The sequence below is a fragment of the Arthrobacter sp. ZBG10 genome (genome assembly GCF_001238605.1).
Taxonomy (GTDB): domain Bacteria; phylum Actinomycetota; class Actinomycetes; order Actinomycetales; family Micrococcaceae; genus Arthrobacter.
Genome location: NZ_LFQH01000047.1, coordinates 125,068 through 144,323 on the forward strand (window position 1 = coordinate 125,068; position 19,256 = coordinate 144,323).

Genomic DNA, 19,256 nt, shown 5'->3' on the forward strand with positions numbered 1-19,256 from the left:
GGTTGCTGCCCCCGCCGGGCGGGAATCGCCGCTGGCAGCCCGGAAAGGGTAATCTTCCTAACGTGTTTGGAATCAACGGCCCGGAGTTTTTCCTCCTGCTGATCATTGGCATCCTGGTGATCGGTCCACAGCGGCTGCCTGAATATACCCAGAAGCTTGCCAACCTGGTGAAGGAAGTCCGGCGCATGGCCTCCGGCGCCCGCGAGCAGATCAAGGAAGAAGTCGGCATCGACATCGACGAGGTCGATTGGAAGAAGTACGACCCGCGCCAGTACGACCCTCGCCGCATCATCAAGGAAGCCCTGATGGACGACGACTCCAAGCCCGTCAGCGCGGGTGCGCCGGCCGCCGTCGCCGCCGTGGCAGGGGCCGCAGCCGCTGCACCCCAGCGGCCCGAACGCGTGGTGCCGCGCCTCCCGGCGGGCGAAGCCGCACCGTTCGACACCGAAGCAACCTAGGCCCCGCAGGCGGGGCCGTCAGCGAGGCTGCAGCCCGAGCTTCAACCCGGCCAGCCCGCGCGGCTTGGCCGCCAGTGAGCCGGCGATGCCGGAGAGCGCCGCAGCAGCAGGCGTGCCGGGTTGGCCGATGACGATGGGAACACCCGTATCCCCGCCCTCGCGGAGCTGGATGTCCAGCGGGATCTGGCCCAGGAGCGGCACCGTGGTTCCCACGGCGGCACTCAGCCGCTGGGTGAGGACCGCCCCGCCGCCGCTTCCGAACAATTCCATCCTGCCGCCGTCGGGCATCTCCAGGTAGGACATGTTCTCGATGACCCCGGCGACTTTCTGGCCGGTCTGGGTGGCGATGGCGCCTGCGCGCTCGGCGACGTCCGCCGCTGCCGCCTGCGGGGTGGTGACCACCAGGATCTCCGCTGTGGGCAGCAGCTGGGCCACGGAGATGGCGATGTCCCCGGTACCCGGCGGCAGGTCCAGGAAAAGGACATCCAGGTCACCAAAGTAGACGTCCGTCAGGAACTGTTCCAGGGCACGGTGCAGCATGGGTCCGCGCCAGGCCACCGGCTGGTTGCCCGTCACGAACATGCCGATGGAGATGACCTTCACGCCGTACGCGACAGGCGGCAGGATCATGTCATCCACCCGCGTGGGCGTTTGGGTGATGCCCATCAGGCCGGGCACCGAGAAGCCGTACACGTCCGCGTCCACGATGCCTACCCGGAGCCCCTGCGCCGCCAGGGAGCAGGCAAGGTTGACCGTGACAGAGGATTTACCCACGCCACCCTTCCCGCTGGCCACGGCGAAGACCTTGGTCAGCGAGTCCGGCTCGTTGAACGGGATACCGCGTTGGCCGCCGGCGCCGCGGAGTTTTTCCTTGAGGGCGTCGCGCTGGGCCTGGTCCATCACGTTCAGGGTGACGGTGACACCGGTGACACCGGGGACGGCCAGCAGGGCGCGCTCGGAGTCCTTGGTGATGGTGTCGCGGAGCGGGCAGCCCGCAATGGTCAGCAGGACCGCCAGGTCAACGTGCCCTTCTGCGGAGACGATGACGGACTCCACCATGCCAAGCTCGGTGATGGGGCGGCGGAGCTCCGGATCCATGACGCCGGCCAGGGCCTGCTGGACGGCCTCCGACAGCGGGCCGCCCGGGGAATGTTCGGTGTCCATGCGTCAGCGGTCCTGGGAGGAGTGGTTGGGTTTGACGCGGGGGATCTGCTGGGTCTTCGGGTTGCGTTGCCGGTCCCGCTTCTCCTTGAGCTTTTCCTTGACCTTGTCCCGCGGTGTTTCGTGATGACCCGGCCCGGTGGTGTCGTGGGTGCGCAGTTCCTCCTGCGCCTCCAGCATGTCCTCAAGCAGGGAGCGCAGCTCCGCCCGGACGTAGTCACGGGTGGCCACCTCGCGCAGCGCGATCCGCAGGGAGGCCAGCTCCCGGGTCAGGTACTCGGTGTCCGAGAGGTTGCGCTCGGCACGCTGGCGGTCCTGCTGCAGCGAGACACGGTCGCGGTCGTCCTGGCGGTTCTGGGCCAGGAGCAGCAGCGGGGCAGCGTAGGAGGCCTGCAGCGAGAGCATCAGCGTAAGCAGCGTGAAGCCGAGTTCCTTGGAGTCGAACTGCCAGTCCACCGGAGCGAAGGAGTTCCACACCAGCCAGAAGATACAGAAGACGGTCATGTAGACCAGGAACTGGGGCGTCCCCATGAACCGGGCAAAGCCTTCGGTGGCGTGGCCGAATGCATCCGGGTCCGGCGAGAATTTAGGCAGGATCCGTTGCCTGCCACTCAACGGGGTGTCGAGGCTTCCCTTGCCTGCAGCCTTGCCGTTGCCGCGCTGGTTGGGGTTCTTCGGAGCACTGCTGTCAGCCAATGCGGCCACCGAGCTTCCTTATCGGGGCTTCGCCATCATGGGCGCGCCAGTCGTCCGGCAACAGATGATCCAAAACGTCATCAACAGTCACCGCCCCCACAAGCCGGCCGGCGTCATTGACCACGGGGAGGGAATTGAGGTTGTACGTGGCCAGGGTGCGGGCCACTTCGCTGATGTGGGCCTGGTCGGAAAGCGGCTCCAGGTTTTTGTCCACGAGGTTGCCCAGGGGCTCAAACGGCGGGAACCGCAGCAACTGCTGGATGTGGACCACGCCCAGGAAACGCCCGGTGGGTGTCTCCAGCGGCGGCCGGGCAATAAAGATCGACGACGCCAGTGCGGGGGAGAGCTCTTCGCGCCGGACATGGGCAAGCGCTTCCGCCACGGTGGCTTCAGGCGGGAGGATCACGGGAACCGGCGTCATCAGGCCGCCCGCGGTGTCCTCGTCGTATTCGAGGAGCCGACGGACATCTTCGGCGCCTTCGGGTTCCATGAGCTGCAGCAGTTCCTCGGCCTGGGCCGAGGGGAGCTCGCCAAGGAGGTCAGCGGCGTCGTCCGGGTCCATCTCCTCCAGCACATCGGCGGCACGCTGGACGTCCAGGGCGGAGAGGATCTCCACTTGGTCGTCCTCCGGCATTTCCTGCAGGACGTCGGCCAGGCGCTCGTCCTGCAGTTCGCTGGCCACCTCGAAGCGGCGTTTGTCGCTCATCTCCTGAAGGGCCTCGGCGAAGTCAGCCGGTTTCAGGTCTTCGTGGTTGGCCACGAACTGCGTGGCGGCCTGGGGCTCGGTGTGGGCGCCTTGCAGCGCGTCCGCCCAGTCGATGATCAGGGTCTCGTTCCGACGCAGCCGGCTCAAGGGGGACAGGGAATGGCCGCGGCGCACAAAGAGCTTGCTGACGAACCAGTCCCTGGACCTGTGCTGGTCCATCGCGATGTCCTCGATGGTGGCATCACCGCTGCCGTCCCGAAGGGTGACCCGGCGGTCGAACATCTCGGCGACCACCAGAGTCTCGGCCCCGCGCTGTTCAAACCGGCGGAGATTGACCAGTCCGGTGCAGATGACCTGGGTCTGGTCAATGGAGGTAATCCGCGTCATGGGCACAAAAACGCGTTTTTTGCCGGGGACCTCCACCACGATGCCCACCACGTGCGGTGCACCCTGGGTTCCCCGGGAAAGCACCACAACATCGCGCAGCCGCCCCAGCCGGTCTCCCAGCGGGTCGAAGACGTCGAGTCCCAGAAGGCGCGCTACAAAGACGCGGGTAGGTGTTGTGCTCACCCGTACAGGCTACCGAGTCTGCTCTCTTTTAGCTGAATTTACAGGCAGCACACATGCTGATGGGCAAGAATGGGGGTATGGCAAACATTTTTGGCGCTCCCAAGGCAGGTGGCCAGAACGGCCTGGACCAGTCCCGGGCCGTCCCCACCGGCGACACCGTTGGCTCCTACACCTCGTACCTGGATGCGCAGAAGGCAGTGGACTACCTCGCCGACCAGCAGTTCCCGGTCCAGATGGTGTCCATTGTGGGCAATGAACTGAAGATGGTGGAACGTGTCACCGGGCGCCTCAGCTACCCCAGGGTGGCGTTGTCCGGAGCCTTGAGCGGCATGTGGTTCGGCCTGTTTGTCGGGGTGATGCTGTCCTTCTTCGCCCCGTCCCCCGGGTACTTTTCCATCCTCACGTCAGTGCTGATGGGCGCCGCCTTCTTTATGCTGTTCGGCATCGTCACGTATGCAGCCCAGCGCGGCAAGCGGGACTTCACCTCCACCAGCCAGGTGGTTGCCACCAACTATGACGTTATTGTGGCACCCGAAGCGTCGCACGAGGCCCGCCGGCTCCTGCAGCAGCTGCCCATGACCCGCTCGGACGCCGCCGCTGGCCAGGGTGCGTACTCGCAGCGCGATTACCAGCAGCCATACCAGCAGAACCACCAGCCGGGGCAACCGCACCAGCCTTACCAGCCGGGCCAGCCGCAGCAGGGCCAGCAGGGCCAACCGAACCAGCCGCAGCAGGGCCAGCCCAGCCAGCCTTACCAGCCGGGCCAGGGCCCGGCGCGCCCTTCCGGTTGGACTGATCCGTACGGGCAGCAGCCCGCTGCGGCTCCCGTCCAGCCGAACGGCAACCAGGTGCCCGCCGGCCAGCCCCAGGATGGCAGCGGGCAAAATGCCGGCAATGCCCAGCAGCAGCCTGCCGTGCCCCGCGCCACCACCTACCCGGACCTGCCGGACGGCCGCCCGCAGTATGGCGTCCGCGTGCAACAGCCAACAGGACCGGAGAACGGCCAGCCGGCGCAGCAGCAGGATGCCCACCAGCCCGCCGCGCAGCAGCAGGACGGCCAGCAGCCGGATGCGCAGCAAACCCCCGGCGACCAGCGCCAGGGTGATTCCCGGCAGTAGCCGGACCAGAACAAACAAAGAAGCTCCCGGATCCGTGATCCGGGAGCTTCTTTGTGTTTGCCCGGAGGCAGCCGCAGGGGGCCGGGCGCCGGACTTAGTTGCCGGCGTCGGCCTCGCGGTAGATGCCTGCCATCCAGTCTTCGACGTCCTCGGCCTTGCGGGGCAGGGCAGCGCTGAGGTTCACCGGACCGTCCGCTGTCATCAGGATGTCGTCCTCGATCCGGACGCCGATGCCGCGGTATTCGGCGGGAATGGCCAGGTCCTCGTTCTTGAAGTAGAGGCCCGGTTCAATGGTGAAGACCATGCCCTCCGTGAGGATGCCGTCCAGGTAGAGTTCCCGCTTGGCCTGTGCGCAGTCGTGGACGTCCAGGCCCAGGTGGTGGCTGGTGCCGTGCGGCATCCACCGGCGGTGCTGCTGGCCTTCGGGGCTGATGGCTTCCTCGACGGAAACGGGCAGCAGGCCCCAGCTGGCCAGGCGTTCAGCCAGGACGGTGGTGGCGGCGGTGTGGATTTCCCGGAACCGGGTTCCGGGCCGGGCAGCAGCGAAGCCGGCGTCGGCGGCGTCGAGGACTGCTTCGTAGACCTTGCGCTGGATCTCCGTGAACGTGCCGTTGGCGGGGAGGGTGCGGGTGATGTCAGCGGTGTAGAGGGAGTCGGCCTCGACGCCGGCGTCCAGCAGCAGGAGTTCGCCGGCGGAGACCGTGCCGGTGTTGCGGGTCCAGTGCAGCACTGTGGCGTTGTTGCCGGCAGCGGCAATCGTGTCGTAGCCCAGCTCGTTGCCCACTTCGCGGGCGCGGGCGAAGAAGGCGCCTTCCACCACACGCTCGCCGCGGGCGTGGGTCAGTGCGCGGGGCAGCGACTTGACCACTTCCTCGAACCCTTCAACGGTGGCGGCCACGGCCACCTCCATCTGTTCGATCTCCCAGGCGTCCTTGATCAGGCGCACCTCGGACAGGGCCTCGCTGAGCTTTTCGTCCAGGGCGTCGAGGGCACCCATATCCAGGTTGTCCGGATCCTTGGCCGTGTTGTACCGGGCCGTGTCCACCAGGGCGTCAATGTTCTCGTCCACCTTGCGGACCAGGCGGATGGAGGTGCCGCCGATCTCCGGCGCTCCTACGTTTTTGGTGATGGCGCTTTCGAGCCCGTCAAGGTGGGCTGTTGCCAGGCCCAGGCGGGCCTCGAACTCCGCGAGGGTGGGGCGGGCGCCGATCCAGAACTCACCGGAGCGCGAGTCGGCGTAGAACTGTTCCGTGTCCCGCCCGGCCAGGGGACGGAAGTAGAGCGTCGCCCGGTGCGTGCCGCCGTCGTCGCCCGTTCCTTCGGCAACAGGGTCCAGGATCAGGACGGCGTCCGGCTCGTGGTCCAGGCCCAGGCCGGTGAGGTGGGCGAACCCGGAATGCGGGCGGAACCGGTAATCGCAGTCATTCGAGCGGACCTTCGGCGGCCCGGCAGGGATGACCAGGCGCTCGCCCGGGAACTGCGCGGAGACGGTTTTGCGCCGGGTTGCGGCGAAACCGGCCACGGCGTCGCGGCCGGGCAGATCCTTGCTGGCGGGCGCCCAGTTGCTGGCCATAAAGGCCTTGAAGGCGTCCGAAACGGGGCGCTGCGAGCGGTTGTTGACGCGCTCGTCCAGGGGCTGGGAAGCAGAATTTTGGGTGTTATCGGCATCGTTCACGGGACCATCGTCTCACCAGCGTCCCGGCGACGCGAACAGGCGCCGGCCCCGGCGCGGGCCGGCTGGGCGGCCGGTCTACTAGGCTGGAGCGGTGAGGATCGACATGCACGCCCACTCCAATGTCTCCGACGGCACCGAAACGCCCGCCGACGTGATGGCATCCGCTGCCCGCGCCGGCTTGGATGTGGTGGCCTTGACGGACCACGATTCCACGTCCGGCTGGGCCGAGGCAGCCGCCGCCGTTGCCGGGTGCGGCGTGGCCCTGGTCCCCGGCATGGAGGTTTCCTGCCGGACGGACCGTGGGGTGAGCGTCCACCTGCTGAGCTACCTGCACGACCCGTTGCACCCTGGCCTGCTTGAGGAGATCACCAAGGCCAAGGAGTCACGGTTGACCCGGGCCGAACGGATGGTCACGCTGTTGGCCGAGGATTATCCGTTGACGTGGGACGACGTCATCCATCATGTGGCTCCGGGGGCCACACTGGGGCGCCCGCACATCGCTGACGCACTGGTGGCCGCCGGCGTTGTGGCGGACCGGTCGGAGGCGTTCGCGTCCATCCTGACTTCCCGTTCCCGCTACTTCATGCCCCATTACGCACCGGACCCGGCCACTGCTGTGGCACTGGTCCGTGCTGCAGGCGGTGTCCCGGTCTTCGCCCACCCGGTGGCGTCCGGCCGCGGCCGGATTGTGGGGGAGCAGACGTACCGGGACATGATCGACGCCGGCCTGGCGGGCGTGGAGATCGACCACCGGGACAATCCTGAAGAGGGACGCGAATTCCTCCGTGGCCTCGCTGCCCGGCACGACCTTTTGGTCACCGGATCCTCGGACTACCACGGCACCGGCAAGCCCAACCTGCTGGGTGAGAACGTGACGAGCCCCGAGGTCCTGGCCCGGATCGAGTCGCAGGCCACGGGGACCGCCGTCGTGCGCCCCTGACCCGCCCGGCCTTTCCCAACTGACTCGCAGTTGTTGTCGTTTTGGGCGCTCAAAACGACAACAAGTGCGAGCTAGTTGGGTGGGTGGGACGTGAAGGTGGCGTGCGCACCCAACCGCTTGGCCATCACGTCGATGGCCGGCTGGTTCTGGTCCACGCAGACAAACTTCCGCCCCAGCTTTGCCGCCACAGCGCCGAGCGTCCCTGACCCGGCAAAGAAGTCCAGGCACCAGTCCCCGGGCCTGCTGGAGGCTGCCACCACACGGCGGATCAACCCCTCGGGCTTCTGCGTGGGGTAGCCGGTCTTTTCCTTGCCGGTGGGTGAGACGATCGTGTGCCACCACACGTCCGTGGGCAGCTTGCCCAGTTCACGTTTGGCGGGAGTGACCAGCCCGGGCGCCATGTACGGCTCCCGGTCCACCTCGGCGCTGTCGAAGTGGTACTTGGCAGGGTTTTTGACGTACACGAGGATGTTGTCGTGCTTGGTGGGCCAGCGTTTTTTGGCGCGGGCGCCGTAATCGTAGGCCCAGATGATTTCGTTCAGGAAGCACTCCCGACCGAAAATCGAATCGAGCATCACCTTGGCGTAGTGCACCTCGCGGTAGTCAAGGTGCAGGTACAGGGTGCCGTCGTCGGCCAGCAGGCGCCAGGCCTCGAGCAGCCGCGGTTCCAGGAACGACCAGTAGTCGCTGAACGCGTCGTCGTAGCTGTGCAGCGCGCCCTTGATCGTGTCGTAGGAGCGGCCCTTGAACCCAACGCGGTCGCCGGTGCCGTCCAGCGACGCCACCATTTTGGTTTCCTGGCGCCGCTGCGCCCGTCCCGTGTTGAACGGCGGATCCACATAGATCAGCGTGAAGGCGCCGGCCGGCAGCGACGGGAGGTACTCGGAATTTTCCGCGTGCACCACCAGGCTGCCGCCGTCCGGCGCCCAAAGCGTGTTCGTCATGGAGGGTTTTAGCCCTCGGCGCTGCCGGACTGGGCAGCGTCACCCACAACTTCACCGTTGCGGCGGCGGGTCCGGGTCCGGTTGCGGCGGGCACGCGAGGGCTGGTCGGCGCCGTCGGCAGCAGGTTCGCCTGCCGCTTCGGACGGACGACGGCGGCTTCCGCCTTCGTGGCCTGCCGCGCCGGCGCTGCGGGCGCCTTCGCCGTTGCTGTCCTGGCTGCCGGAACGGGCGGGGCGGCCCCTGCGGGTGCGGTCGCGGTCGCGGCCGTCGCCGGCCTGATCGGCCGAGGTGGCGCGGTCAGCCTGGCCGGCGGCCTGGACGCCCGCCTCGACGGGTGCTTCGGCGGTGCGGCCGGCGTTCGTGGACCGTCCGCCGGACCTGCTCGAGTCACCGGAGCGGCTGGAGTCGCTGGAGCGCCCTGAATCGTTGGAGCGTCCACCGGACCGGCCTGAATCGCTGGAGCGTCCGCCGGAGCGGCCGGAGTCGCTGGAACGTCCGCCTTCGCGGCGGCCGCCGGCGTTCTTCTTGCCGGTCTCGCCCAGGTCTTCGAGGACCTCGGCATCCACACCGGCCAGGGTGCGCTTGTCGCGGGGCAGCCGGCCCTTGGTGCCTTCGGGGATGTCCAGGTCCTCGTACAGGTGCGGGGAGGAGGAGTAGGTTTCGATCGGTTCGGGAACGCTCAGGCCCAGTGCCTTGTTGATCAGGCCCCAGCGGGGCATGTCGTCCCAGTCCACAAATGTCACGGCGGTGCCCTTGTTGCCGGCGCGGCCGGTGCGGCCCACACGGTGCAGGTAGATCTTTTCGTCCTCGACGCACTGGTAGTTGATCACGTGCGTGACATCGTCAACATCGATGCCGCGGGCAGCGACGTCGGTGGCCACCAGGACGTCCACCTTGTTGTTGCGGAACGCACGGAGCGCCTGTTCACGGGCGCCCTGGCCCAGGTCGCCGTGGATGGCTGCAGCGGCAAAGCCGCGGTCCACCAGTTCCTCGGAAACCTTGGCGGCGGTGCGCTTCGTTTTGGTGAAGATGATGGTCCGGCCGCGGCCGCGGGACTGCAGGATGCGGGCCACCACCTCGATCTTGTCCATGGCGTGGGCGCGGTAGATGAGCTGGCGGATGTCGCGCTTGGTCAGGCCCTCATCGTCCGGGTCAGCGGCCCGGATGTGGGTGGGCTGGGTCATGTAGCGGCGGGCCATGGCGATGACCGGGCCGGGCATGGTGGCGGAGAACAGCAGCGTCTGGCGGACGGCGGGGGTGCCGGCGATGAGGGTTTCAACGTCCGGCAGGAAGCCGAGGTCCAGCATCTCGTCAGCCTCGTCCAGGATCACGATGCGGACGTTCTTCAGGCTCAGGTGCTTCTGCTTGTAAAGGTCGATCAGGCGGCCTGGGGTGCCCACCACAATCTCGACACCCTTCTGCAGCGCATCCACCTGGGGCTCGTAGGCACGGCCGCCGTAGATGGTGGCGATGCGCGCGTTGCGTTTGCGGGAAGCGGTCTCGAGGTCGCTGGCCACCTGCACGGCGAGCTCGCGCGTGGGCACGATCACCAGGGCCTGCGGGGCGCCGGGGACGGGCAGCTTGTCGAAGCCTGCATCATCGCGGCCCACCACACGCTGGAGCGCGGGAATACCGAAGCCCAGGGTTTTGCCGGTGCCGGTCTTGGCCTGGCCGATGATGTCGTGGCCGGACAGTGCCACCGGCAGGGTCATGGCCTGGATGGGGAAGGGGTGGGTGATCCCGGCGTCGGCCAGGGACTCCACGATGTCGGCGCGGACGTTGTAGTCGGCGAACGACTTTTCTTCGATTTCGTGCGGCTTTTCGTCCGAAATAATGGTTTCTTCGGGCTCGATGGTCTCGGTGCCGGACTCATCGGTCAGAAGCTGGTGCGTGTGCAATTCACTCACAGGGAGTTTCCTTATTCATTTGGGCGAGGGCGCTGCCTGCTCAACGGGCCGGCCTGGGCCGTTCCGGAGCACGCTCGAAGCGCGCAAGCAATTCCAGTGGAAGCCGATCGCGGGCTATCTAAATGCTGGCACTGGTGACCAGCGGGTCAATCTCAAGATCGCGTAGGGGCGGGCTTGTTGGTTTCAAATCAAGGAAATCAACGACCGGGCATCCGTTTCTACTTTTCCAGTCTAACGGCACGGGCCCGGGAACCCGGCTTTGGTGCCCCGCGGCGAACCGTCGGGCTCAGGCCACCAGCTCAAAGTGGACTTTACGGGCGGCGATATCCGAGGAGACCAGCCGGACCCGGACCTTGGTGCCGGACTTCAGCTCTCCGGCGCAGCGGGCGGTCACTGCGGGCTCGGCGATCTGGATGGTGCCTGATCCGCCGTTCCCGTTCTTCCCATTGCCGGCGCCGTTTCCATTGCCGTTGTCCTTGGCCGGCTTCGAACCGGCAATCACTACCGCGTCGAATTCCTGCCCCACATGGTTGACCAGCAGTGCAGCCTCCACGGTGTCCAGGGCCATGCGTTCCATCCGGGATGCCAGCTGGTCGGAGCCGGCCATGACCTCGGGGAGGGAAGGCAGCGCCTCCCGCGCCCAGCCGGGGACGTCCCGGCCGTTGCTCAGGGCCTCGCAGATCACCAGCACAAAACGGTCCACCAGGCGGCGCAGGGGAGCAGTGGTGTGGGCGTACGCGGCGCCGATGGCGGACTGGACAACGTTCTCCGGCACGGTCCCGTCAAAGGCTGTATATGCAGCACCACGGAACAGCATGCCCGCCGAATGCAGGATGGCCAGTTGGCGGGGTTCGGCCGCGTCCAGGGTGCGCAGGTACTCGCCGTAACTGGCGGTCCCGTCCCATGGTTTCCCGAGGGCCTCGGTCTGCAGCCGGAAGTGGTGCAGCGACCGCTCGTCGGGGGCCGGCATGGTGCGCAGGATTCCCACCTTTCCGGCCAGCATCAGCTGCGCCGCGGCCATCCCGGTCATCAGCGAGATCTGCGCGTTCCAGTCCTCCACGGGCAGTTGCGGTGCGGCGGCAATCCGGTAGCCGCCGTCGGGCAGCTGGACAATCTCCTGCTCGGGCATGTTCAGGCTGGCGCCGCCGCGGAGCCGCTCCAGCTCCACCCGTTTTAGTCCCACTTCCTTGAGCAGCTCCAGCACCGGGCCCGCTGTGCCGGCATCCAGGTCCGCCTGCGCGCCCTTGTAGCTGAGTTTCTCCCGGCTGCGGACCCGTGCACGCCGTACGGTCACGGACGTGACCCCTGCGCGGGCGTCCAGCCGGAAGTCCCAGACAAACGCCGGGCACTCCTGGTCCGGCAGCAGGCTGCCGGCCGCTTCACTGATCACCTCGGGGTGCAGCGGGATCCGCCCGTTGGGGGCGTAAAAGGTCTGGCCGCGGCGCCAGGTCTCGGCGTCCAGGGGCCCGCCGGGGGCGACGAAAGCGGGCACATCGGCGATGGCATACAGCACGTGGTACCCGTCGCCGTCGCGCTCCATAAAGACCGCCTGGTCCAGGTCAGTGGAGGACGCCGGGTCAATGGTGACGAATTCAATGCCGGTCAGGTCCTCGCCCGGCAGCTGCAGGGCCGCCACGGCGGCCTCGGCATCGTGGACGGCATCAGCCGGATATTTGCCGGGCAGCTCCAGCTCGACCCGAAGCTCACTGAGGGCGGCTTCGAGCGCGTTGTTGTGGTCGTGGACCTGGGGTGCAAGCCGGTGATGTGGCACGTTGCCCAGCGTAGCCCGGTTTTTTCCGAACGGGCAGGGATGCTGCCGCTACGCGTCCGCGGATTCCAACGCGCTGCGCAGGGAAGCCGCGGCTGCTGCGGGATCCGGGGCATCGGTGATGGCGCGGACCACCACCACCCGGCGGGCCCCGGCGGCCACCAGCTCACCGATGTTGCCGTGGTCCACGCCGCCGATCGCGAACCAGGGAACGTCGTCGCCGGCTGCGGCCGCGGCGTAGCGCACCAAGTCGAGTCCGACGGCGGCCCGGCCGGGTTTGGTGGGCGTGGCCCAGACGGGCCCCACGCAGAAGTAGTCCAGCGCCGCAGGTCCCGCGGCTGCCGTGAGGGCCGCGTCCACCTGGTCCGGGGTGTGGCTGGACAAGCCGATGGCGGCGTTGCCGTTGAGCAGGGTGCGGGCGGCGGGCAGCGGCAGGTCCTTCTGGCCGATATGGAAAACCGGGGCGCCGGACAGTACTGCGACGTCGGCCCTGTCGTTGACAGCCCAGAGCCGGCCATGCCGGACTGCGGCTTCCTTCAGCACGGCCAGGAGCTCCAGCTCTTCGGCCGCCTCGATGCTTTTGTCGCGAAGCTGGATGATGTCCACCCCACCGGCAAACGCCGCGTCGACGAAGCGGGCAAAGTCGCCGCGGTCCTTCCGGGCATCGGTGCACAGGTACAGCCGTGCTGCGTGGAGCGCGGCCGCGCCGGGAGCGGTGGCCAGGGGATCAGCGGTGGCAGGGGAGTGGGTCACATTCATGGCTGCCAGCCTAGTTCCTCTAGACTGGGCGGGTACTGCGGGAGCCCGCGGCAGCTGTCACAAAGCGCCGGGCTGAGAGGGCGTCAGAGCCGACCGCTTGACCTGATCCGGGTAATGCCGGCGTAGGGAAGGAGACACATGGGCGCCCTGCCTGCTACCCCCGGTGACCGCCCGCACGGCGCGTTGGAAGCCGACGTTGCAGTGATTGGCGGCGGCGTGGTTGGCCACAGCATCGCCTGGGAGGCATACCGCTCCGGCCGGTCCGTGCTCCTGATCGATGACGCGCCGGGCGCCGGTGCCAGCTGGGCCGCCGCCGGAATGCTGGCGCCGGTAAGCGAGCTGCATTACCAGGAAGAGGACCTCCTGGAGTTGATGCTTGCGGCCGCCGCCCTCTGGCCCGGTTTCGCCGCGGATCTCGCCGTCACCGGCGGGGACCCCGGATACCTCACGACGCCGACCCTTGCCGTAGGCGCCGACGCCGCCGACCGCCGGGCGTTGATGGACCTGCGCGCTGTGCAGCAGGCGAACGGCTTGACCGTGGAACCGCTCACCATCCGGGAGGCCCGCCGCCGGGAGCCATTGCTGGGCCCCGCCATCGCCTGCGCCTTCGATACTCCGGCAGACCACCAGGTGGATCCGCGGCTTCTGCTGGCCAGCATGCGGCGTGCGCTCGCCGGCGATCCGTTTGCGGTAGCGGCCAAGGCCAGCGGCCTGCTGTGGGAAGACGGTGCCGTCGCAGGTGTGCAGCTCGCCGGTGGCGGGACGGTCCGGGCGGCCGAAACCGTGGTGGCCAACGGGCTGCAGGCGGCAGCACTGGGTGGCTTTCCCCCCGGCCTGAGCCTGCCGTTGCGGCCGGTACACGGCGACATCCTGCGGCTCGCCGTGCCACAGCACCTGCGCCCACTGCTGGGCTCCACCGTCCGCGGCCTGGTCCACGGCGTCCCCGTCTACATCGTGCCGCGGCAGGACGGCACGGTGGTGATCGGCGCCACCCAGCGCGAGGATGCCCTGGCCGGCCCCACCGCGGTCTCTGCGGGTGGGGTATATCAGCTTCTGCGGGACGCCCAGGCCCTGGTGCCTGCCGTTGCCGAGCTCGAGCTGCTGGAGAGCACCGCCCGGGCACGGCCCGGCACTCCGGACAACGCTCCCCTCCTGGGCCGGGTGCCTGCACCGGACGGCACCGGTGCGGACACGGGCTTCGGGATGGCCGCGCACGTGCCGGGCCTGATCATTGCCACCGGCTTCTTCCGCCACGGCATCCTCCTGGCCCCCGCAGCCGCAGCCATCTGCCGCGACCTGATGGACGGTCACGCTGATCCCCGTTGGGCACCCTTCAACCCCGCCCGGTTCTCCGGTTTTGCCCCTCACCTTCCCCGCACCATCAAGGAGACAGCATGAACATCACCCTGAACGGAACTCCACATGCGGTGGTGGACAGCGCGTCCATCAGCATGCTGGTCAGCCAGGTCACCGGCCGCGTCCTCGCAGCCAATGGGCAGGCCGCCGACGGCGCACGGCTGGGGGTGGCGGTGGCGCAGAACGCCCAGGTGGTGCCGCGCAGCCAATGGTCCGCCACGGCGCTCGCGGACGGCGACGACGTTGAACTCGTCACGGCAGTCCAGGGCGGTTAGGGCCATGACCAACACCAACACCGAACAGCTGAACCAGGCCGGTGGCACAGGCAGCGACGACCTGGTCATTGACGGCGTCGCCCTGGCCTCGCGGCTCATTATGGGCACCGGCGGCGCCCCCAGCCTCGACGGGCTCGGAGCCGCCCTGATCGCTTCCGGGACGGCCCTGACCACCGTGGCCATGCGCCGGTACTCCACGGCAGAAACCGGCTCGCTGTTCCAGCTGCTGGTGGACCACGGCATCCGGGTCCTGCCCAACACCGCCGGCTGTTTCACCGCCCGCGACGCCGTCCTGACCGCCGAACTGGCCCGCGAAGCACTGGAGACGGACTGGGTGAAACTCGAAGTCATCGCCGACGAACACACGCTGCTGCCGGACGCCGTGGAACTGGTGGATGCCACGGAACAGCTGGTTAACCGCGGCTTCAAGGTGTTTGCCTACACCAACGATGACCCCGTCCTGGCCCTGCGGCTGGAGAACCTCGGAGCCGCCGCGGTGATGCCGCTGGGCTCACCGATCGGCACCGGCCTGGGCATCCTCAACCCCCACAACATCGAACTGATTGTTTCCCGCGCCTCGGTGCCGGTGGTGCTGGACGCCGGAATCGGGACGGCATCCGATGCTGCCCTGGCCATGGAGCTGGGCTGCGATGCCGTGCTGCTGGCCACGGCCGTGACCCGCGCCCAGAACCCGGTCCTGATGGGGGAGGCCTTCAAACACGCTGTCAAAGCCGGCAGGATGGCCGCAGCGGCCGGCCGGATCCCGCGCCGGGAACATGCGTTGGCTTCCTCAGCCATGGCCGGCCGGGCCGAATTCCTCTAAGCCGGCTGCCGCCGTCGGACGCCCTTAAAGTCCTGTGGCCACCACCTCAACGGGTGGTGGCCACAGGACTTTGGCTTGGCGTCAGCGCCGCAGCACCGCGGTGAGCCTATCGGTGTCCTGCCGGGCCCGGGTAGCGCCCAGGTAAACGGCGGCGGCCACGGCGGCGGCAGCCCCCAGCACGATGGGCAGGACCCACGGCAGCCAGGTCAGGCCGGGACGGTACCCGAAGCCCGCAGCCATCAGGATGAGCCAGGCAAGGGCCGCGACGCTTACCGAAACGCCGGCGGGCAGGCCTGCCCCGTACTTGGCATGGCGTTTGTCATTGGCCCACACGATTAACCCCACCGCGACGGCGGCCAGGACAACGATGGTCAGCGAAAGCATGGGGCTCCTTTATTACCTTGCAGGCAGCGCGTCAGAACTGGCCGAAACCGACCCGGCGGGCTTCTTCGGCACCGATTTCCACGTACGCGAGGGCCTTGCCGGGAACAATGACCAGACGGCCCTTTTCATCCTTCAGGCGCAACTCGGTGCCTTTGGTGATGGCCTCTTCCACAACCTTGGCCACCGAATCCGCGTCCTGCGTGGATTCCAGCACAATTTCGCGGCCAACATTCTGAATGCCGATCTTAATTTCCACGGGGGCCTCCCAGCCAGTCAAAGTTCGTTGCTGATGTCTCCTTTGTAGTCTAGGACTCTTTGGGGAAGCGAGAGATTCCGCGCCAAGCTAAACGGTAGATCAGGTCGCTGGCCACATTGAGGTCCAGGTTTCCGTCCGTTTCAAGCCAGTACCGGGCGCTGACCTGCGCCATTCCGGCGAGGCCGCGGCCCAGGAGCTCAGCTTCCAGGTGCGGAAGCTTGGTGTCCTCGGCGATGACGTGCGCGATGGCGTCGGCAAAGGTCCTGTTAAAGGTTTCCAGCCGGGAACTGACGTCCGGATCGTTGATCAGGTCCGATTCGAAAACCAGCCGGTGGGCCTGGTCATCGCTGGCGATGAACTGGAAGTAGGCACGCATCACCGCCTGGACACGCTCGTCGTTGTCGGTGGTGGAGTTCAAGGCACCCATCATCAACGCGGTGAGGGAGGTCAGGTGGCTGTCCAGGAGAGCCAGGTACAGCTCCCGTTTGGAGGGGAAGTGCTGGTACAGCACCGGCTTGCTGACATGGGCCGTTTCGGCGATCTCGTCCATGGCGGCGCCGTGGTAGCCGTTGGCCACAAAAACTTCCTGCGCTGCTGAAAGGAGTTGGGCGCGCCGCTCGTCCCGGGGGAGCCGGGCGGAGCGTTGGCCTGCAGGGCGCGGGGAGGTGGGCGGAGCTTCGGCGTTCGGGTGATCAGCCCGTGCATCAGGGACCACGGTTGTCCCTCCTTCCATTGCAGTTACATAGACACTTTACTGCCGGGTAATATGACCGCGCGGTATCCCGGGGCATACATTGAAGTATGGCTTCGATGTTCACCGCAAATGTGTCAGCAGAAACCCTTGAACCGCTGGTGGAACCCGCGGCAGGGCTCAGCGCTGAAGAGGTGGAGCGCTACTCGCGGCACCTGATCATTCCGGAGATCGGCGCGCTGGGCCAGCGCAGGCTCAAAAATGCCAAAGTGCTGGTTATCGGCGCGGGCGGACTCGGTTCCCCCGCGCTGCTGTACCTGGCGGCTGCCGGGGTGGGGACCCTGGGCATCGTTGATGATGACGCCGTGGACCTCAGCAACCTGCAGCGCCAGGTCATCCATGGTGTGGCGGACGTGGGGCGGCCAAAGATCGAGTCCGCCCGGGACGCCATCGCGGAGCTGAACCCACTGGTGGACGTCCGGCTCCACAACGTCCGGCTGGATACATCCAACGCCCTGGAGCTTTTTGCCGGCTACGACCTCATCCTTGACGGCGCGGACAACTTCACCACGCGTTACCTGGTGAACGACGCCGCAGCCATCCTGGGCAAACCCTACGTGTGGGGGTCCATTTTCCGTTTCGACGGCCAGGTCAGCGTCTTCTGGGAGAAGCACGGACCCACTTACCGGGACCTCTACCCCGAAGCCCCGCCCGCCGGGTCAGTGCCCTCCTGCGGCGAGGGCGGCGTCTTCGGGATGTTGTGCGCAGCCGTGGGCTCCCTGATGGTGACCGAAGCGGTCAAGCTGATTACCGGCGTCGGGCGTTCACTGCTGGGCCGGGTGGCGCTGTTCGACGCGCTGGGCGGCAGCTGGCGCGAAATCCGGGTGTCCAAGGACCCGGCCGCGGAGCCCATCACCGAACTGGTGGATTATGACGCGTTCTGCGGCATCACCCCTGACGTTCCCACGGACACCGAGCACACTGTCACCGCCACCCAGCTGGCCTCCATGCTGGCCTCACGGAAGGCCGGGCTCCGGGACTTCGAGCTGGTGGACGTGCGGGAATCCGGTGAGTACGACATTGTCCGGATCGAGGGCGCGGTACTGGTGCCGCAGGGCCGGATCCTGGCCGGGGAAGCCTGGGGCGAGCTTCCGCAGGACAAGGACATTGTGTTCCACTGCAAGGCCGGGACCAGGTCCGCCAATGTGCTGGCCGCGGCCCGGAAAGCCGGTTACCAGCGCGTCAGCCACCTTGACGGCGGCATCCTGTCCTGGGTCCGCGACGTTGAGCCCAACAAGCCGGTCTACTGACCGCGTTGCGCTATCACCTCTGGTCGCCATAAGGGCCCGCAGGGGACCATAGGTGATAGGGCAACGCGGGGGTGCGGGGCGGGTCAGGCGGTTTCGAGGCCCTGGTGACTCCGGTGGTCCTGCCGGCCCTGATGGTCCACGGGGCATTCGGCCTGCGCGGCCTGCGCTGCGGGCTGGTCCACCGTGATGCCGTAGAGCGCCTCCAGGGCGGCCACGTACTCGTCCTGCTGGCCGTTGGCGGCGAGTTCCCGTGCCCGGACGGTGGGGACGTGCAGGAGCTGCTTCACCATGCGGCGGAGCGCGAACTCGACCTCTTCAGCAGCTGCCGTGCAGCCGTGCCGGGCCCGGACCTTTTCCATTTCGGCGTCCAGGACGTTCATGGTGTGCCGGCGGAGGGCAACGATCGCCGAATCGACGGAGCGTGCCTCGCGTTCCTGCTCGAAGGCGCTGGCGGCAGTCCTGACAATCCCGCTGGCCTGGGCCAGGGATTCGGCCTGTTCCTGCGGCGCCGCGAGGCGCACGGATTCGAGGGTGAGCAGTTCCACGCCGTCGAGTTCTCCGACGGCGGGGTCGAAGTCATGTGTCAGGGCAAGGTCGATGGCGATCAGCGGCTGCGGGGAGCCGGCGCGGACCTGCGCCAGTTCGTCGGCTTCAACGCGGGTATCCGAGCCGCTGCAGCCGATCATGACGTCAGCCGCGGCGACCGCGGAACGCAGGGAATCGGCGTCGAGGGCCGTGCCTCCGCGGGTGGCTACAAACCCTTCGGCGCGCCCGGACGAGGAGAAAACCGAGATATCGGTGCAGCCGCGTTCGCGAAGCAGCGCCATGGTGGCGCCGGCATAGGCGCCGGTACCGAAGACGACGACTTTTTTGGCGGCCCAGCCGGGGTTTTCGGAGAGGTCGGTGGCCAGGTCCAGCGCCACGGAGACGATGGAGAGGCCCCGGGAGCCCAAGGCGGTCTGCGCGCCGACGTCCTTGGCGGTCTTGGAAGCGGCCTGGAAGAGCCGGACCAGGCCGGGGCTGGCGGTGCCCTCGTGCTGGGCCATGATGAGGGCACGGCGCACCTGGCCGGCAATTTCGCGTTCGCCCACGACGGCGGAATCCAGTCCCGCGCTGACGGCGAACAGGTGCTTGGTCACTTCAGTGCCGGTCCGGGTGCTCAGGGACCGGGAAACGAGCGGTTCGCTAAGCCCACTGGCATCGCTGATCCGGGCCACGAGCGCTGCGCGGGCCGCTTCGACATCATCAGGATGCGGCGCCTCGCCGTAGATTTCGTACCGGTTGCAGGTGGCAAGGACAACCGCACCCGACACTGCCGGCGATCCGGTCAGCATGGATGTAGCGATACCGGAGGAACCGTTGCTCAACTGGGCAACGGTCTCAAGGTCGATGTCGGCGTGTGTAGCCACCAATGAAAAAAGAACCACAACGGACCAATCATAGCTTTTTCGCGGCTCGG

19 protein-coding genes and 1 riboswitch are annotated in these 19,256 nt (G+C 67.5%); of the genes, 7 read left to right on the forward strand and 12 right to left on the reverse strand.

From position 1 onward, the window contains the following. The first annotated feature begins 62 nt into the window (after window positions 1-62). Window positions 63-458 (forward strand): preprotein translocase subunit TatA, encoded by a 396-nt coding sequence (locus ACU18_RS12270; RefSeq protein WP_050685897.1) that lies wholly within the window; start codon window positions 63-65, stop codon window positions 456-458. An 18-nt stretch (window positions 459-476) separates the two neighbouring features. Here ACU18_RS12270 and ACU18_RS12275 read toward each other — a convergent pair whose 3' ends face one another. The 3 genes from ACU18_RS12275 to ACU18_RS12285 are packed head-to-tail and all read right to left on the reverse strand — an operon-like array spanning window position 477 to window position 3,591. Beyond that, on the reverse strand, window positions 477-1,622 hold the full coding sequence (locus tag ACU18_RS12275; RefSeq protein ID WP_050685899.1) for an Mrp/NBP35 family ATP-binding protein: 1,146 nt from the start codon (window positions 1,620-1,622) through the stop codon (window positions 477-479). A 3-nt stretch (window positions 1,623-1,625) separates the two neighbouring features. Beyond that, the gene (locus tag ACU18_RS12280; protein WP_050685901.1) at window positions 1,626-2,324 is read right to left on the reverse strand and encodes a DUF1003 domain-containing protein; all 699 of its coding nucleotides are present in this window, start codon (window positions 2,322-2,324) and stop codon (window positions 1,626-1,628) included. Beyond that, window positions 2,308-3,591: a magnesium transporter MgtE N-terminal domain-containing protein gene (locus ACU18_RS12285; RefSeq protein WP_050685903.1), complete on the reverse strand. Its 1,284-nt coding sequence runs from the start codon at window positions 3,589-3,591 to the stop codon at window positions 2,308-2,310. Before ACU18_RS12285 ends, ACU18_RS12280 begins: the two co-directional genes overlap by 17 nt. Window positions 3,592-3,668: 77 nt before the next feature. On the opposite strand from ACU18_RS12285, the gene ACU18_RS12290 reads away from it, so the two are divergent. Next, on the forward strand, window positions 3,669-4,709 hold the full coding sequence (locus ACU18_RS12290; RefSeq protein ID WP_050685905.1) for a general stress protein: 1,041 nt from the start codon (window positions 3,669-3,671) through the stop codon (window positions 4,707-4,709). Window positions 4,710-4,803: 94 nt separating this feature from the next. On the opposite strand, the gene ACU18_RS12295 is transcribed toward ACU18_RS12290, so the two are convergent. Continuing rightward, a complete protein-coding gene (locus ACU18_RS12295) occupies window positions 4,804-6,384 on the reverse strand; it encodes an aminopeptidase P family protein (RefSeq protein ID WP_050685907.1) in 1,581 nt (526 codons plus the stop codon). 91 nt (window positions 6,385-6,475) lie between these two features. Between ACU18_RS12295 and ACU18_RS12300 the strand changes: the two genes are divergently transcribed. Beyond that, entirely contained in the window at window positions 6,476-7,324 is an 849-nt protein-coding gene (locus tag ACU18_RS12300) for a PHP domain-containing protein (protein ID WP_050685909.1), read from the forward strand. 71 nt (window positions 7,325-7,395) lie between these two features. Here the strand turns inward: ACU18_RS12300 and ACU18_RS12305 are convergent, their stop codons facing one another. The 4 genes from ACU18_RS12305 to thiE form a co-directional block, all read right to left on the reverse strand. Beyond that, window positions 7,396-8,268: a DNA-methyltransferase gene (locus ACU18_RS12305; protein ID WP_050685912.1), complete on the reverse strand. Its 873-nt coding sequence runs from the start codon at window positions 8,266-8,268 to the stop codon at window positions 7,396-7,398. An 8-nt stretch (window positions 8,269-8,276) separates the two neighbouring features. Next, on the reverse strand, window positions 8,277-10,175 hold the full coding sequence (locus tag ACU18_RS12310; protein WP_050685914.1) for a DEAD/DEAH box helicase: 1,899 nt from the start codon (window positions 10,173-10,175) through the stop codon (window positions 8,277-8,279). Between the two features lie 286 nt (window positions 10,176-10,461). Then, window positions 10,462-11,946: an RNB domain-containing ribonuclease gene (locus ACU18_RS12315; RefSeq protein ID WP_050685916.1), complete on the reverse strand. Its 1,485-nt coding sequence runs from the start codon at window positions 11,944-11,946 to the stop codon at window positions 10,462-10,464. A gap of 48 nt (window positions 11,947-11,994) precedes the next feature. After that, on the reverse strand, window positions 11,995-12,702 hold the full coding sequence (gene thiE, locus ACU18_RS12320; RefSeq protein ID WP_050685918.1) for a thiamine phosphate synthase: 708 nt from the start codon (window positions 12,700-12,702) through the stop codon (window positions 11,995-11,997). A 27-nt stretch (window positions 12,703-12,729) separates the two neighbouring features. Beyond that, a riboswitch (TPP riboswitch) is annotated at window positions 12,730-12,848 on the forward strand. Between thiE and thiO the strand changes: the two genes are divergently transcribed. The 3 genes from thiO (at window position 12,841) to ACU18_RS12335 (ending at window position 15,156) form a co-directional block, all read left to right on the forward strand. Next, window positions 12,841-14,100 (forward strand): glycine oxidase ThiO, encoded by a 1,260-nt coding sequence (gene thiO / locus ACU18_RS12325; RefSeq protein ID WP_050685920.1) that lies wholly within the window; start codon window positions 12,841-12,843, stop codon window positions 14,098-14,100. Its footprint overlaps the riboswitch before it by 8 nt. Then, window positions 14,097-14,333 carry a sulfur carrier protein ThiS gene (thiS, locus tag ACU18_RS12330; RefSeq protein ID WP_050685922.1) on the forward strand — a complete coding sequence of 79 codons (237 nt, stop codon included), beginning with the start codon at window positions 14,097-14,099 and terminating at the stop codon, window positions 14,331-14,333. The genes thiO and thiS overlap by 4 nt, the downstream gene beginning before the upstream one ends. A 4-nt stretch (window positions 14,334-14,337) precedes the next feature. Continuing rightward, window positions 14,338-15,156, forward strand: coding sequence for a thiazole synthase (locus ACU18_RS12335; RefSeq protein WP_050685924.1), 819 nt, complete (start codon window positions 14,338-14,340; stop codon window positions 15,154-15,156). Window positions 15,157-15,237: 81 nt separating this feature from the next. On the opposite strand, the gene ACU18_RS12340 is transcribed toward ACU18_RS12335, so the two are convergent. Genes ACU18_RS12340 through ACU18_RS12350 form a run of 3 tightly spaced genes read right to left on the reverse strand, consistent with a single transcriptional unit; the run spans window position 15,238 to window position 16,511 of the window. After that, window positions 15,238-15,540, reverse strand: a complete 303-nt coding sequence (locus tag ACU18_RS12340; protein WP_050685925.1) for a hypothetical protein — start codon at window positions 15,538-15,540, stop codon at window positions 15,238-15,240. 31 nt (window positions 15,541-15,571) lie between these two features. Then, window positions 15,572-15,796, reverse strand: a complete 225-nt coding sequence (locus ACU18_RS12345) for a DUF3107 domain-containing protein (RefSeq protein WP_050685980.1) — start codon at window positions 15,794-15,796, stop codon at window positions 15,572-15,574. A gap of 49 nt (window positions 15,797-15,845) precedes the next feature. Then, complete coding sequence (locus ACU18_RS12350; RefSeq protein WP_050685927.1) at window positions 15,846-16,511, reverse strand: TetR/AcrR family transcriptional regulator; 666 nt, start codon at window positions 16,509-16,511, stop codon at window positions 15,846-15,848. An 86-nt stretch (window positions 16,512-16,597) separates the two neighbouring features. On the opposite strand from ACU18_RS12350, the gene moeB reads away from it, so the two are divergent. Continuing rightward, the gene (gene moeB, locus ACU18_RS12355; protein WP_050685929.1) at window positions 16,598-17,797 is read left to right on the forward strand and encodes a molybdopterin-synthase adenylyltransferase MoeB; all 1,200 of its coding nucleotides are present in this window, start codon (window positions 16,598-16,600) and stop codon (window positions 17,795-17,797) included. Between the two features lie 83 nt (window positions 17,798-17,880). Here moeB and ACU18_RS12360 read toward each other — a convergent pair whose 3' ends face one another. Beyond that, the gene (locus tag ACU18_RS12360; RefSeq protein ID WP_050685931.1) at window positions 17,881-19,224 is read right to left on the reverse strand and encodes a glutamyl-tRNA reductase; all 1,344 of its coding nucleotides are present in this window, start codon (window positions 19,222-19,224) and stop codon (window positions 17,881-17,883) included. Window positions 19,225-19,256: the final 32 nt, after the last annotated feature.